The organism is Saccharothrix syringae, from assembly GCF_009498035.1.
Classification (GTDB): domain Bacteria; phylum Actinomycetota; class Actinomycetes; order Mycobacteriales; family Pseudonocardiaceae; genus Actinosynnema; species Actinosynnema syringae.
Window position 1 is genome coordinate 3,468,139 of record NZ_CP034550.1, and the last position, 14,171, is coordinate 3,482,309.

14 protein-coding genes and 3 pseudogenes are annotated in these 14,171 nt (G+C 71.4%); 3 read left to right on the forward strand and 14 right to left on the reverse strand.

The window, feature by feature from the left end:
- Positions 1-4: 4 nt before the first annotated feature.
- The 8 genes and pseudogenes from EKG83_RS15605 to EKG83_RS47790 all read right to left on the reverse strand — a co-directional run bounded on the left by EKG83_RS15605 (position 5) and on the right by EKG83_RS47790 (position 7,591).
- On the reverse strand, positions 5-1,159 hold the full coding sequence (locus EKG83_RS15605) for a cytochrome P450 (RefSeq protein ID WP_033431271.1): 1,155 nt from the start codon (positions 1,157-1,159) through the stop codon (positions 5-7).
- A 38-nt stretch (positions 1,160-1,197) separates the two neighbouring features.
- Positions 1,198-4,125, reverse strand: a complete 2,928-nt coding sequence (locus EKG83_RS15610) for a ferritin-like domain-containing protein (protein WP_033431270.1) — start codon at positions 4,123-4,125, stop codon at positions 1,198-1,200.
- Positions 4,126-4,385: 260 nt separating this feature from the next.
- Positions 4,386-4,691: pseudogene (locus tag EKG83_RS49610) on the reverse strand (SDR family oxidoreductase); the annotation flags it as partial.
- A 42-nt stretch (positions 4,692-4,733) separates the two neighbouring features.
- Positions 4,734-5,147 carry a transposase gene (locus EKG83_RS15620; protein WP_211269112.1) on the reverse strand — a complete coding sequence of 138 codons (414 nt, stop codon included), beginning with the start codon at positions 5,145-5,147 and terminating at the stop codon, positions 4,734-4,736.
- Positions 5,148-5,208: 61 nt separating this feature from the next.
- On the reverse strand, positions 5,209-5,823 hold the full coding sequence (locus EKG83_RS15625) for a transposase (RefSeq protein ID WP_228122874.1): 615 nt from the start codon (positions 5,821-5,823) through the stop codon (positions 5,209-5,211).
- Positions 5,784-6,278, reverse strand: a complete 495-nt coding sequence (locus EKG83_RS15630; protein ID WP_153278143.1) for a winged helix-turn-helix domain-containing protein — start codon at positions 6,276-6,278, stop codon at positions 5,784-5,786. The genes EKG83_RS15625 and EKG83_RS15630 overlap by 40 nt, the downstream gene beginning before the upstream one ends.
- Before the next feature lie 53 nt (positions 6,279-6,331).
- Positions 6,332-6,628, reverse strand: coding sequence for a hypothetical protein (locus tag EKG83_RS47785; RefSeq protein ID WP_211269111.1), 297 nt, complete (start codon positions 6,626-6,628; stop codon positions 6,332-6,334).
- 321 nt (positions 6,629-6,949) lie between these two features.
- The gene (locus tag EKG83_RS47790) at positions 6,950-7,591 is read right to left on the reverse strand and encodes a transposase (protein ID WP_211269110.1); all 642 of its coding nucleotides are present in this window, start codon (positions 7,589-7,591) and stop codon (positions 6,950-6,952) included.
- A gap of 234 nt (positions 7,592-7,825) precedes the next feature.
- Between EKG83_RS47790 and EKG83_RS49615 the strand changes: the two are divergent.
- Both EKG83_RS49615 and EKG83_RS15640 read left to right on the forward strand, forming a co-directional pair.
- A pseudogene (locus EKG83_RS49615) lies at positions 7,826-8,113 on the forward strand (transposase); the annotation flags it as partial.
- Positions 8,064-8,699: an IS5 family transposase gene (locus tag EKG83_RS15640; RefSeq protein WP_211269109.1), complete on the forward strand. Its 636-nt coding sequence runs from the start codon at positions 8,064-8,066 to the stop codon at positions 8,697-8,699. The pseudogene EKG83_RS49615 and the gene EKG83_RS15640, both read left to right, overlap by 50 nt.
- An 11-nt stretch (positions 8,700-8,710) precedes the next feature.
- On the opposite strand, the gene EKG83_RS15645 is transcribed toward EKG83_RS15640, so the two are convergent.
- The 5 genes from EKG83_RS15645 to EKG83_RS15665 form a co-directional block, all read right to left on the reverse strand.
- On the reverse strand, positions 8,711-9,808 hold the full coding sequence (locus EKG83_RS15645; RefSeq protein WP_084716416.1) for a serine hydrolase domain-containing protein: 1,098 nt from the start codon (positions 9,806-9,808) through the stop codon (positions 8,711-8,713).
- A complete protein-coding gene (locus EKG83_RS15650; protein ID WP_033431267.1) occupies positions 9,805-10,713 on the reverse strand; it encodes a DUF6895 family protein in 909 nt (302 codons plus the stop codon). The genes EKG83_RS15645 and EKG83_RS15650 overlap by 4 nt, the downstream gene beginning before the upstream one ends.
- Complete coding sequence (locus tag EKG83_RS15655) at positions 10,710-11,444, reverse strand: hypothetical protein (RefSeq protein WP_051765855.1); 735 nt, start codon at positions 11,442-11,444, stop codon at positions 10,710-10,712. Before EKG83_RS15655 ends, EKG83_RS15650 begins: the two co-directional genes overlap by 4 nt.
- Positions 11,445-11,499: 55 nt before the next feature.
- A complete protein-coding gene (locus tag EKG83_RS15660) occupies positions 11,500-11,688 on the reverse strand; it encodes a hypothetical protein (RefSeq protein ID WP_033431266.1) in 189 nt (62 codons plus the stop codon).
- Between the two features lie 72 nt (positions 11,689-11,760).
- The gene (locus EKG83_RS15665; RefSeq protein WP_033431265.1) at positions 11,761-12,147 is read right to left on the reverse strand and encodes a peptidase inhibitor family I36 protein; all 387 of its coding nucleotides are present in this window, start codon (positions 12,145-12,147) and stop codon (positions 11,761-11,763) included.
- Between the two features lie 316 nt (positions 12,148-12,463).
- On the opposite strand from EKG83_RS15665, the gene EKG83_RS47795 reads away from it, so the two are divergent.
- Complete coding sequence (locus EKG83_RS47795) at positions 12,464-13,351, forward strand: transposase (protein WP_228122627.1); 888 nt, start codon at positions 12,464-12,466, stop codon at positions 13,349-13,351.
- A gap of 359 nt (positions 13,352-13,710) precedes the next feature.
- On the opposite strand, the pseudogene EKG83_RS49620 reads toward EKG83_RS47795, so the two are convergent.
- Positions 13,711-13,923, reverse strand: a pseudogene (locus EKG83_RS49620) (SDR family oxidoreductase); the annotation flags it as partial.
- Positions 13,924-14,171: the final 248 nt, after the last annotated feature.

The following is a 14,171-nucleotide window of genomic DNA, read 5'->3' on the forward strand; positions in this document are numbered from 1 at the left end:
CGGGTCAGGCCGGGCCCCCGGCGGGGACGAGGCGGACCGGCAGCGAGGTGAGCTGCCGGATGGCGTACCCGCTCACCCAGCGGGTCTCGCCGGTCGTCCGCGTGGCGTCGGGGAACTCCCGGAGGAACTCGGTCAGGGCGATCCGGAGCTCGGCGCGCGCCAGTGCCGCGCCGACGCAGTAGTGGGCGCCGTAGCCGAAGGTGTAGTGCGCCGTGGGCGGCGAGGCGTGGTTGAAGGCGGAGATGTTGAGCAGGACGGGCTTGCCCGCCGGGATCTCGTGCTCCTGGAGCAGTACGGGGGAGGTGGTGAACCGCCAGGTGGCCAGGGGGAACGGCGGGTTGGCGCACAGGGTGGCCTCGACGCGCGCCTCGACCTCCCGCGCGGTGGCCGGGCGCCTGTCCGGTGGCTCGTCCAGCACGTCGGCCAGCAGCGCGGCCAGCACGCTCGTCGTGGACTCGTGCCCGGGGATGACCAGCCCGGGGGTCCAGGTCGCGATCTCGACGGTGCTGACCGACCCGTCGGCCTCGTGCAGCGCCAGCAGGTCGGCGATCATGCCGGGGCGCAGCTCGTGCCGTCGCGGGCCGAGGAAGGCCCCGACGCCGCCGTAGAGCTGGACCCGCCCCCGTTCGCGCTCGGCGTCGTCCGCGCCGTGGGTGACCAGCCGGCAGGCTTCGACGAGCGGCTCGCGCATCTCCGGCGGCAGCCCGAGCACGGCGCTGATCACGGCCACGGGCAGCGGGTAGGCGAGCCGGGGCACCAGGTCGACCTCCCCGTCGAGCGTGCGCAGGAGGTCGTGCACGACCTCGGTGATCAGTTGCTCCCAGCGCTCCCGGTGCCGGGCCGAGAAGACCGCGGCGTGCAGCTTCCGCTGCCGGGTGTGCTCGGCGCCCTCGCTGGTGATCAGCGCGGCGGCGCGGGAGGTCTGGGCGGAGCCGATCATCCCGGTGGCGTCGTCGAACCAGTCGGGCGCCGCGTCGGCCTCCTTGGTGAGCCGGCGGTCGCGGAACGCCAGGCGGACCAGCTCGGGGTCGTTCACCAGCCACACCTCGCCGCCGGCCCAGGCCACGCGGGCGAGCGGGTGGCGGCGGGCCACGTCGAGCAGGCGCTCCTGCACGTCGCCGGGGCTCACGTCGAGCCGGATGTCGACCAGGTTCGTCATGTCGGTTCCCAGGGTCTCGGGGGCGGGTCGCGGGTCGGTCAGCGGGGCGGCCCGCCGAACCGCGCCGCGAGGTGGGCGCTGATCCCGGCCACCCGGTCGGGCACCCGGTCGTCCTGGCGGCACCGCGCCGCGAGGTCCGCGAACTCCCGTGCGATCCTGCGGCGGGCCACGTCGGGCCGGGACACCGGGACGGGCGGTTCCGGCAGTTCGAAGGAGGGGCCCGCGGTGCGGCCGGGAACGCCGGAGGGCAGCGTCACCAGCAGCTCGGCGAGGGGCCGCATCACCCCGGTCATCACGTCGATCGCGGCGTTCATCAGCTCGGACCGGCGCAGGCTGGTGTCGGGTCGTTCGGCGAAGTGCTGCGCGGTCAGCAGCAGCATCAGGTAGTACGACCTGTTGAACAGCGCCATGACCCGCGCGGTGCCGGGGTCGGTGACGGGTTGCCCCACCCCGGGACCGGTGCCCGTGGTCGGGTTGCGCAGCACGGGGTGGGCCGGGTGCCACCGCCCGCCGCCCCCGCGGAGGTGCTCGGTCATGAGCAGGTCGGCGATCCGGCGGAAGGTGTCGTGGTGCGACGGGCCGGGGTCGCCGACCGCCGGCAGCACGCCGCCCTCGCCCTGCTCGGTCACGAAGTCGACCGCGAACAGCGCGCTGGACAGGTCGTCCACCTCGAACTGGTAGTCGGGGTGGGTCGCGTCGATCGACTCGCGCAGGAACAGGTGGTGCTCGCCGCCGCCCCGGCCGCGCTCGACCGCGAACAGGTCGGGCACCCGGGTCAGGCCGTCGCGGATGGCGCCGTACAGCTCGCTCAGCGACCGGTAGGGCCCGCCGCCCGGTCGGCCGTCGTCGGGTTCCTCGATGGCGATGAACCGCTGCACGCTGCCGAGGTGCAGCGGTTCGAGCGCGAAGTCCACCGGCAGCGGCAGGCGGGCGTTGATCGTGGTGAAATCCACCTCGGGCACGTGGAACGGCTCGCCCACGGCCATGAGGACGTTGTTGACGACCAGGTAGTGCGCCATCTCCTCGCGGGCGACCCCGAGCAGGCCGCCCCGGATGCCGGTGCGCAGCGTCCGCCCGCCGTCGCCGCAGGCGAGTTCGAGCTGTTCCGCGGTCCACCGGCCCTCGCGCACCCACTCCGTGCCGACGCCGTAGGTCGGCACGGAGTACGCCGCGTACAGGTACTGCAACATCACCGCCAGTTCGAGGGTGACGGCCTGGCGCAGCGCGGCGACCAGCTCGCCGCGGGTGGTGATCGGCGGCGTCCACGACGTCTCCGCGGCGATCGGGCGCGGCGCCCGGTGCTGCTGGCGGCGCAGGTACTTCAGCAGCAGTCGCGCCTTCGGCGCCGACAGGTCCCTGGTGGGCGGCATGTAGTAGGTCTTGCCCTTGTTGCGCGGGTCGCACATCTGCCACATCAGCGTCGCGTAGGTCTCGACCCTGCACCGGTCGGCGAGGCTGAACACCTCGGTGCGCATGAACGAGGACACCAGCTCGTAGTAGGCCAGGACCTTCTCGTGCACCAGCTCGAAGGTGACGTCCTGCTCCGGGATGTCGTCCAGCTCCCGGTCGTCGGGCAGCACCCGGACCGCCACCACGCCGTGCGGTCCCAGCTCGACCCGGGTGACACCGGCCCGGAGCCCGCGGACGGTGAAGCCGCCGAGACCGGTGCCGTCGACGTCGACCTCGCCGATGGCGAGCAGGTCGTGCCGCTGGCGCACGACGGGGGCGGCCGGGTGCGGCCGGCCCCGCAGGAACGCCCGGAACGTCACCCGGGCGTCGTGCCCGGGGGTGCCGTCGGTGTGGTCGAGGACCAGGGCGGCGTCGTCGGACTGGACGTTGAGCTCGACCTCGCGCAGCAGCTCCACCGGGTGGCCGTGCCGGTCGAGGTGGACCACCCGCAACGCCTGGTCGTTCGCCGCCCGGGCACCGGACGCCGCGGGCACGGTGACGATCCCGCTGGTCGGCGCGTGCTCGTGCACCTTCTCGGGCACGGTCGCGACCAGCTCGTCGGACCCGGCCGTGCGCAGCAGCAGGTCGCCACCGCGCCAGGGCCGCGGCACGGCCGTGATCAGGTTGAACGTGACGTGCGTCGGCGCCACGTCGACGCTGAGGGTGTGCAAGCCGGTGCGCCCGCCGCACGGCACCAGCAGCCGCCCGGCGGGGTGGGTGCGCAGTTCCGCCGCGCGCCACGGCGCGATGGTGCCCCACAGCCGCCACAGGTTCGGGGTGTCCGGTGCCGTGGGCGGGGACATGTGGCCGAGCGCGAACTGGACCACCAGCCCGTCGCCCGCCGCCTCCAGGTGCTCGACCGCGGGGGAGGTCCCGTCCAGCCACCGCGGCTCCTCGACCACGAACTGGTAGACCACCGACCTGCGCAGCTCCGCCGCCAGGAAGTGCTCGCCGACGTCGGGCACGTGATCAGGGTTCTGCCACCGCGGCGGCGACGTGCCCGCCACCTGCCCGGTGACCGCGTACCCGACGTCGTGCGACCGCCCGGCGCGGCCGAAGCCGAACTGGCCGACCACCAGGGTCATCGTGTCCGCGGCGGTCGGGTCGACGTCGAAGACCCGCGCCCGGTTGACGGTGGTCGCGAGGTACTCGTTGTGGTGGCCCCACACGTCCACGCAGCGGCCCACCAGCGGGTCGTCCGGGTCCAGCCGGCCGGCCTCCCGCTCCACCCCGGTGATCGTCGCGTCGATCGCGAAGTGCCCGCTGCCGCCGAAGTTCCAGCCCGCGGTCGCGCTGAACACCCCGTCGGGGCACGGCCGGCCCGCGGCGTCGTACCGGGGGCCCCGGTCCACCAGGTACTGGTGGTACTCGCGGGCCGGCCGCCCCACCGGGAACGGGCCGCTGTCGGTGAGCGCGGTGTTGGTGGTGACGTCCACCAGGCCGCTGCGCGGTCCGGTGGGCAGGCTGGTCCGCGCCGTGCCGCCGAAGTGCAGCCGGGGCAGGTCGAACACGCTCACGGCTGCTCCGGGGCAGCGCCCCGAGCCGGATCCGACCTGCTCATCGGCACCTCCGCGACGCGACCCGCTCCGGAACCGGTCCCCGGCTCCCGCTCCCACGGTGTGCGGACCCCGGCCCGCCCGGCAACCCGGTCCCGCGCCGGTCACCCGAAAACCCCACCGTTGGAGCGGCGATCCGGCTCCGGCGTCACCCAGCGGGACCGCCCCGGGAGCGGCGGCACGGGGCGTGGGGGACCGGTCCGGCTGGCCGGTGGCGGCGATCACCGGGTCCCCTCTGCGACTTGCGGCTGGAGTTGGGTGACATCGCCGTCGACGAGCAGTTCCGCGCCGGTGGTGAAGGTGCTCTGGTCGCCGGCCGGGTAGAGGGCGGTGGCGGCGACCTCGTCGGGGTGGCCGGCGTGCCCGAGCGGGGAGGGTTCGGCCGCGGTGGGGCCGTCGCCGTGCGGGTAAGCGGCGCGGAGCTCGTCCCCGCCGAGGGTTTCGACGAAGCCGGGGGTGAGGGCGTTGACGCGGATCCCCCGGCCGGCCGGCTCGGCGGCCCGGGTGCGGGCGAGGGTGCGGATCGCGGCCTTAGCTTGACTCTGTCGGTGATCTTGGTCGCTGCTGTGTCAGCCGGCGGCTCGCCAGGAGCGCTGGCGTGGGATGTCCTGTTGATCGAGGTAGTCCTGGAAGGCCGTCGGTGGTCGTGGGGGCGCGTTTGTGCCGGGAGGTTGCCGGCTGAGGCGTTCGATGTTGACCGCGATGGCGGTGAGCACGTGCTGTAGGTGGGTTTTGCTCTGTCCTCGGTAGCGGCAGCGGCGCATGCCATGACCGTGGGTGAACTCGAAAATGGTCCCCTCGATGCCGGAACGCACCGCGTAGCGCTTGTGCCAGGCCGGTTCCTGTCGTTCGGCGCGGTTGCGCAGCTGCAGTTCGAGCAGTTCTTTCGGAGGGAAGCCCACGCTGCGCGCGGAAGCACGGGAGGTGGTGCACTGGGCTCGGACCGGGCAGGGTTGGCACTGGCTGGTGGTGAAGCGGGCCACGATCAGCGGGGCCGAGGTCGGCGAGGATGTCGGATACTGACCTTCTCGGTTCAGGGTGACGTCATGGTGGCGTAGTGATAAGTCCGGTTTGTGCGATGAAGCCGTTGAGCAGGTCGGGCCGGTATTGCAGGCGTTTGAGGCGGGTGCGGACCGCTGCGGCCAGGGCGTCGATGTCGAACGGGGCGAGGTTGGCCAGACTGCGTTTGAGGTGCGCCCACACGCCCTCGGCCGGGTTGAGCTCCGGGGCGTAGGACGGCAGCCGGAACACCGTCAGCCACGTCCGCTTGTCGATCAACCCGCGCATCAGGGCGTCGACGTGGTGGGTGTAGTTGTCCCACACGAGCACGATGTTCCCGCCGAGCTGCCGGTGGGCGGCGTCCAGCAGGGCGGCGAAGTCCGCTTCGCGGAAGCCCTTCTTCTCGCCCTTGCGGCCGCGGTGGACCATCATCCGGTAGATCAGGCGGGTCCGGTGGCCGGGTTTGCGGCAGACCGGACCGGCCAGGGACAGGCGCGCCTTGCCCGCGGTGCGCACCCGCAACACCGGCGTCCGGCCACGCCGGGCCCAGGTGCGCGCCCGCGGTGGGCGCAGCAGTTGCCCGGACTCGTCGGCGAAGCACAGCCACGCGTCCCGGGCCTTTATTCTTTTCCCACCCGGGGCCAGGTCGTGCGGACCCAGGTGGCCACCCGGTGCTCGTCGCGTTCGGCCGACCGGTGCGCGGGAAGCTGCGGGGTGAAGCCCATCTGCCGCAGGATGCGCCAGGTCTGGGCGGGGCTGAACCGGACGTGGAAGCGTCGGGCGATGACCAGGGCGACCCGGGCCAGGGTCCAGCCCTGCTCCTCGTCCCAGCCGTGCGCCGCCGGGCCCTTGTCCAGCTCTTCTCCCAGCCAGTCCCGCCACTGCGGCCGCATCCGCGACCGCCTCCCACACGGACCCTTCGATGCCAGCGCCTCCACCCCACCGGCCCGCCAACGGGCATGCCAGGCATAGGCGGACTTGCACGAGACCCGTAACAGCTTCGCGACCTGCGGCGGGCCGACACCTCGGGCGAACAGCTCCGCGGCCTCGAACCGGACCTGCTCACGCCGGGCCCGCTGCTTCGCGGTCAGACCACCACCATCGGGATAGCGCATGCCACCGGCATACACCCGCAGGCAAGACCCACCATCACCCCGAAACGAAAAGATCAGTAGGGGCCGTGCCGGCCTCTGCTGATCTGGCCTTGTGGGCAGGTGACCTGGCGGCGGTCGAAGTCGATGCGGAAGTCGTCGCGGGCGAAACCTTCGCTCTTCCGGTGCTGGTGGGTGGGATTTCCCGGGAGTGGTCCGATGACGGTGATCCGGTGTTCACGTTCGGCCCGCTCCAGGTGGACCAGGGAGGTGTAGCCGCCGTCGACCAGATGCCGGTCGGGCCGCAGGCCCCGATGCTGCAGTCTGATGTGGATGCCGGGCAGGACCCCGGCGTCGGAGCTGGTGGCGGGCATTGTGGCCACATCGGTTATCACGTTCGGGCTGTCGCCGGAGCAGGTCTGGGGTCACGTGCGCGAGGAACCCCTGCCGGCGGGTGACCTGCCCACGACGCGCGTAGCGCACCGTCGGGTCGCAAGGGCGAGACGATCCGGAGCGCCGACGGCGGCAGACCGCTGCCCTGCTCGTCCTCACGCCACCGCAGGCGGCCCGTGGCATCCCGGTGGTAGTTCTGCACCGGCACCTGCCGCAGAGCCTGGACCTGGAAGACGTCCAGCAGGCCGGGATGGTTACGGCTGAGGTGTTCGAGCAGGTGGCGGGCGTCCGCCCCGGTGGCATTAATCCTGGTCTCGGGCCGGGTCGGGTTCTTGCCCAAGCGCACGGGGCGGCCGTAGCGGCGGCCCCAGTGCTCGTCGACCAGGCCGTGCAGCGCGTGGTCGGCGACGCGGGCGAGTTCCACCGAGGGCCGCGCGCACCGCCTCTGTCACCAATTCGAGGCGGGTCAGGTCGCACACGGCGGCCAGGACGCGGGTGGAGTCGGTGCACTGGGTGATGCGCTCGCGGACCAGTCCGGCGTCTTTCAGACGGGCCAGGGCGACATCGAAGAGGTGGTCCGCCCGGCCGGCCCACAGCAGGCGGTCGCGGAAGTCGCCGAGCACGCTGTGGTGGAAACCGGGATCGTCCAACCCCAGACCGAGCGCGTACGTGAAGTCGATACGGCAGCGCACGGCCTCGGCGGCGCCGCGGTCGGACAGGCCCAGCAGGAACTGCAGCACGCTCACCGTGGCCAACTGGGCAGGGGAGAGGCCAGGCCGCCCGTTACGCGAGTAACAGTCGGCGAAGTCCTCGTCGCGCCACAGGCCGCCGAGACGGTCACGCACCCACATCGCCGTCGTGCCACCGGGATTGCCGGCGCGCGCCATCCGCGCGGTGAGCTCCGGGACCTCCACCGCGGACCGGGGACCGACCGGTAAGGACATCCGACCACCTTGGGGAGCGTTACGACTTTACCGACCCCGGAAGCGTTACTGCTACCAGTCGGTCACCCTCCGCAACACGCTGACCGTTCCAAGATCACCGACAGAGTCAAGCTTAGTGGCCGTTTCCGAGCTTGGGCAGGTGACGGCTCTTTGGTGCGCAGACGAGGGAACTCCTGGGAGATCGGACGTTGTCGAAGCGCCGTTCTGCCAGGAGTTCCGTTGTTGTCGTGCCCGATGCCCGCGGGCGGCTCCACCGCGGGTGGCCTCTGCTGCCGCCTGGCCGCCTCCCACCAGCCCACCGTGCGGACGGCCCGGTATCCGACCGACGTCACCGACGCCCGGTGGGCCGAGTTGGACCCGCTGTTGCCCGATCCGGCGTGCCTGGCGGGTCGAGGTGGGCGGTGGGAGAAGCACTGCCGCCGCCTGATCGTGGACGCGATCCCGTACGTGGTCGACAACGGCGTCACGTGGCGTGCCCTGCCGGCGGACTTCCCGCCCTGGCCGACGCCTCCACAAGCGTTTCGCCGCCTGGGAGAGGGTCGGTGCGTCGCAGCGGCTGTTCGACGCGTTGCGCGACCGCGTGCGCCTGGCCGAGGGCCGGGTGGCGGCACCGTCGGCGGCGGTCATGGACTCCCAATCGGTGTGCGCGGCCGCCACCGTCGGGAAGGCCACCCGCGGTTGGGACGGAGGCAAGAAGGTCGCCGGCCGCAAACGGCACATCGTCGTGGACACCATCGGCCTGCTGGTGACCGTTCTCGTGACACCGGCCTCGACACAGGACCGGGTCGCCGCCCGCAGCCTGCTGCGGCGCCTGCGCGACACCGTCGGCGGGCGGGTGTCGCCGGTGTGGGCCGACGGCGGCTACACCGGACCCCTGATCGACTGGGCGCGGAAGACCCTTTGCCTGGCGGTGGAGATCGTGCAACGCCCGCAGGTGCCGTACTTCACCGTGCTGCCCAAAAGGTGGGTGGTCGAAAGAAGCCTTGCCCGGATCACCGGACACCGCCGCTGCGTCCGCGACTACGAACGACTCCCGCACCACCACGAGGCCATGGTCCGCTGGTCCATGATCCGCATCACCAGCCGCCGACTCACCCAACACCAATAGCTCGAAAACAGCTACTTACAGTCCCAGACGGGTACGTGCTTCGCGGGCCGATCCCCGCGATCGCGGTCGGCGTCCTCACCGGTCCGCGCGGCCAGGGCGACCAAGGTGTCGTAGGAGCGTTGGATGAAGGTTCTGCTGGAGCCGGCAGAGGTGTTGACCAGGCTGACCAGTGCGGTGTGGGTTTGGGGGCTGAATCCGGCGAAGGCGGTGAACCCGCGGGTGGTGCCGGCGTGGAACAGCAGGTCGTGGTCCGCGCTGGTCCGGTGGAACCAGGCCAGTCCGAGGTGGCCGTCGTCATGGGGCAGGAGTACGCGGGGGCGGGTGACGTCGGTGAGCGCCTGCGCCAGCGGTGTCGACGGCGCGTCGTCGGGGGCGAGGTGTGCGGTGAGGTAGCGGAGCAGGTCGCGGGCGGTGGAGCGCAGTGCCCCGGCGGCGGGGAGACCGGGTATCCGGAAGGCCGGTCGTGGTCTGCCGTGCCAGTGACCGGTGGCTTGGGGGGTGGACGCGCTGCTGGTGCGGGCCAGGTCGAGTGGGTGGAGAACGCGTTCGGCGAGCAGGTCCTCGAAGGGGCGGTGGGCGGCTTCGGCGAGCAGCCATCCGAGCAGCCCGACGCCGAGGTTGGAGTAGCGGAACCGCGAACCCGGCGTCGATCGCAGCCGGATACGGCTCAGAGTGGTCCGGACCTGCTGGGGCCCGAACCCCTGGTAGGGGTTGGAGTACCAGGTCGGCAAGGCTGTGACCACGATGCCCAGTGGGAATCGCGGTAGACCTGAGGTGTGCGTGGCGAGGTGTTGGAGCGTGACCGGGGCTCGTTGTCGCAGGCGCCAGCCCGGCGGGAGGTAGCGGTCGACGGGGTCGTCGTAACGGACTTCGCCGCGGTGCGCCATGTCGGCGAGCAGCAACGCGGTGAAGGTCTTCGTCGTGGATCCGATCTCGAACCGCGTGTCCGGAGTGATCGGTGGCGCGGGGTCGTGGCGGGTGGTGCCGGCGACGAGGAAAGCCTCCTGGTCCCCGTGCCGAGCCGCGAGTGCCATGCCGGTGGCGCCCTGGGGAACAGACAGCAGCGGGAGGAGCACCCCGTCGAGGTCCCGGTCGCGCGCCACGGTCATCCGTCGTGGTTCAGCAGCCGGGACAGGGTGAGCGTGCCGGCCACCGCCGCGACGACGGTGGCGTGCTGGTGGTTCAAAAACCGCCGGGGGCCATCGTCGTCAACCGGGTTGCCGTTGCGGGGCATGAGCCCTTCGGTGTGCTGCGCGGCGGCGAAACGCCGCCATTCCGCGAGATCGCACCGCGGCTCGGGCAGGCAGGCGCCCACGATGAGCAGCTCGCCGACGAGGTCCCACTCCTGCACCTCCGACCACACGTCGATCCACACCGGCAGCCAGGTGCGGAGGTAGTCGGCGATGTCGGCCGGGAGGCCGTGGGGCTTGGCGCCCCAGTCGGTGACGTGGAAGACGGTGTGGGTCATCGAGTACGCGGTGTCCCAATCGATGGACCAGGGCGGCGGTGTCGCGCCCAGCCAGGTCGCGCGGAGCATGGCGTCCCAGTCGTCATCGGTCGGGGTGCCGGAAACCCGGTAGGCGTTGGCGACCCCGAGCCGCCGGTTGGGGAGCAGTTCGGGCATCGAGCGCACCGTCGCGTTGTGGGCCATCAGCTCGTCCAAGGCGACGTGGCGGTATCCCGTGCAGGTGAAGTGGGCGTAGCACTCGACCGGGTCGGTGATCAGCCAGTTCCGCACCTGGCGGTCGTAGAGCAGGTCGCCTTCGCGTACCTGTCGCCAGCCGAAGTCCACCAGTTCCCGGGCGCGGTGCAGCTGTTCGGTTCCCGCCACTCCTTCCCGCAGCACCAGCGCCGCCGCCAGGCTCGCTTCGGCCAGCGCCTTGTACGTGCTGTCAGGATCGTCCGGCTCGACCGGCATGTCCTCGGGAAAGGTGTTGAGGTCCCGGTGCGCGTACAGGAAGGTCAGGGCGCGGTCGGCCACCTGGTGGGCGACCGCCGCCACCGGTGCGGTCATGCGGGCTCCATCCCGAGGATCGTGCGCGCGATGGTCAAGTCGAGTGACAGCCGCGATCCGGAGCCGCCGTACAACCGGATGCGTTCGACCAGCTGGATCGGGTCCAGCGGCTGCCGCACCCCTGCGCTCGTCAGCAGCGCCAGCCACCGCACCAGCCGCGCGGCGGTGACGAAGTCCCTGCGCAGCATCGCCCTGGTCGTGCCTTGCGCCAGCGGTCGCGTTCCCTCGGCCACGGCCTCCTGGACGGGGCCGCCCACGCCCGGTAGCGCCAAGGGGCACAGTGCCGCCGCATTCGCCGACCACTCCCGCCAGTCCCGTGACCTGCCCAACAGCATCGCCACGGTTCCTGCGGCGGGCGTCGATGCCGCTCGCGACGGGGACACCTCCACGTTGGCATGGCACAGCATCCGCCCGGTGGCCCAGTCCCGCCACGCGGTGACGCGCCGTTCACGGGTATCGGCTTCCCCGCCCGTGCCCGAAGGGAAGACGGCGAACGAGTCGGCGATGACCGCCGCGTCGCCGGTGTCCACGGGGCGGCCCAGCAGCAGGTGCGGGGCGAACAGATCCGCGCCCACCAACCGGACCGCCCCCATGGCGACCTTCGTGTCCGCAAAGCTGTTCACGTACGCGGCAAGACCGATCGCACCGCTGCCTCGCACGGCACCGACAACGAGGTCCGCCACCCCGGCCGCCGCGTCCGCCAAGGACGTCCGCAGTCGTTGACCGTCCACCGGAGCAGCTCCTTTCCTCAGCCAGTGCCGAGCAGGTCCGGCGCACCGGACCGGGTCACTTCCTCTTCGGCAGCTCAGGGGAGATCAGGAGCGCGAGGAGCGCATTCGGCAACTCGACGTACCGGGGTGCGTCGCTGACACCGGCCTCGGGCTCTGCCATCAGAGCTTCGAGCACGAACTGCTCCTCCACGGTGGCCTCGGGCAAGACCTCTTGCTGAACGGACATCACAGCCTCCTCGTACATCAGCGATTACTCGGCGGAATCCCGGAAGTGTCGGGATTCCCGTTGCGGGACGCCGGTCGTCCCACGGACCTGTCAGAGCGGCAGGAACAGCACGCTCTGGAACGGGAGCGTCTGGAGCAGGCGTTCTCCGGGGAGCAGGGTTGAGACGATCAGTCCGCCGCAGTTCGAGTTTGCGTACATGACGGCCTGGTAGCCCGTGTCGTTCACCGTGGACTGGCGCGGCTTGTGCAGGTCGTAGCAGACGCGCTCGCCCAGCACAGGAGCGAGGGGAGAACTGACCTCCGGGTCCACCACGTTGATGACGTCGCCCTCCATGGAGGGCCGCTCCCACGCGCAGAACGTCGGAGTACTGCTGCACCCCTGGGCGGCGCCGGCCGAGGGCGCCGCCACGACCATGCACACGGGGATCAACGCCGCCACCACGGCCGCTGCGATCCGCGAACCTCTCCACCTGCTCATGACTCCTCCTCGCCTGGTCGACACCGGCAGATGATCGTCACCACTTCGGGTGCCACCGGGTCGTCTACTGGATAGACGCTCCAGTCACGTCCACTACGCAGAGAAAAACCGCGCTGCCCCGATGTTCACCTGTTCGGACCAACTTTAAGCTTGACTTTTTAGCTTGCCGTTTAAGGTCCCGGACGGGTGGTGTGCACCCCGGTTGATCATGGAAGCAGCCCTTGGTTGATCATCACTCTTGCGACAGAAGGATGAGCGACCAAAGGGCTGCGTGATCAGTGTGCACCATCTCGAATCCGGACCGGCACTCGGGGCGTTGTCCGGGTTCCGGCGTGAGTTCCACGGTTGCCTGACCCGCCGGGCGGACGGGCTGTTCGAGCTGGCCGACGCCGTGCTGTGTGCCGACGGACCGGTGCGCACCCTGGTCGGCCTGTCACTGACACCGGAGCACCGGCGCGGGCACGGCGGGCTGTACGACGTCTCGCCGTGGCTGCGTCCGGACGGCAACACCTGCCCGGACCGCTCCTTCTGCCACACCTACGGTCGCGGCCGCAACGAGCACCGCATGATCCCGGGATGGCCGTACTCGTTCGTGGCCGCGCTGGAGGCCGGCGGCACGTCGTGGACGGCGTTGCTGGACGCGGTTCGGTTGCCGCCCGGCGCGGACGTCGCCGCGGTGACCGTCGCCCAGCTGCGCGGGGTGCTCGAACGGCTGGTCGCCGCAGGCCAGTGGCGGCAGGGCGATCCGGAGATCATGGTGGTGCTCGACGCGGGCTACGACGCGCCCCGCATCGCGTATCTGTTGGCCGATCTGCCGGTGCGGGTGCTGGGGCGGATGCGGTCGGACCGGGTGCTGTGCCGGCCGACCCCACCCCGGGTCGGCACCGCCACCGCACAGGCATGGAACCGGCTGCACCCACGCCTGACCCGCCGAGCCGCCTGGATCGACCACACCGCACCGCTGCCGATCATCGAGGGCACCGTCATCCGGCTGACAGTGGAACGGCTGCCCAGCGGCGGGGTGAACAAACCGGTCTGGTTGTGGTGCTCGGCCGTCGACGCCGACGCGGCGCGGGTCGACTGCTGGTGGCAGATGTTCCTGCGGCGCTTCGACATCGAGCACACCTTCCGCATGCTCAAGCAGACCCTCGGCTGGACCCGGCCACGGTTGCGCGACCCCGACGCCGCCGACCGCTGGACCTGACTGATCCTCGCCGCCCACACCCAACTACGCCTGGCCCGTCCACTGGTCGCCGACCTGCGCCACCCCTGGGAACGACCCGCCGAACCCGCCAGGCTCACCCCGGCCCGCGTCCGGCGCGGGTTCCGCAACCTCCACACGAAGATCGCCCGCCCAGCAGCGGCACCGAAACCTGTTCGGCCCGGCCCGGGACGACCCGTCGGGTCGAAGAATCGCATTGTCGCGCAACGCTTCGACGTCGGACTCATCCTGGCCACCGGCCAGGCACACACCCGACCAACCCACCACAAGAAGGGCACCAAACCCCGCCGAACAGCTTGAACGGCAAGCTTAGTGGCGGCGTAGAACTCCAGGCGGGGGACGGCGCGCAGGGCCGCGCTGGAGGAGAGCAGCACCACCGAGGCGCCGGCCGTCAGCAGCGGCAGCGCCTTCTGGACGGTGGAGATCGTGCCCTTGGGGTTGATCGAGGTGGTGCGGTCGTCCTCCTCCTCGGTGATCGCGCCGAGCGGGCCGTGGTCCCCGACCGCGGCGTTGGCCGCCACGGCGTCCAGCTCGGCCGGCAGGCGGCGGATCACCCGCTCGGGGGTTTCGGGTTCGGTCGCTGGAGGAGAGCGCTCGGTGGGCTGTGCCGCCGGCCCGCGGACTGCGCTGGTCCTGTCCAATGCGGATCGAATTCCTCTCGGCGCGGAATTCGTCGAACCCGAGAGCGGGGTTGACTCGCGCGCTAGCCTGTGACCGCTGCGACGTTCTCTTTCGCGGTGAACGCTCAAGCCGGGGGGTGGAGCGACACAACCGTGCTGCGGCTGTTTTCTCTTCGCGCAGC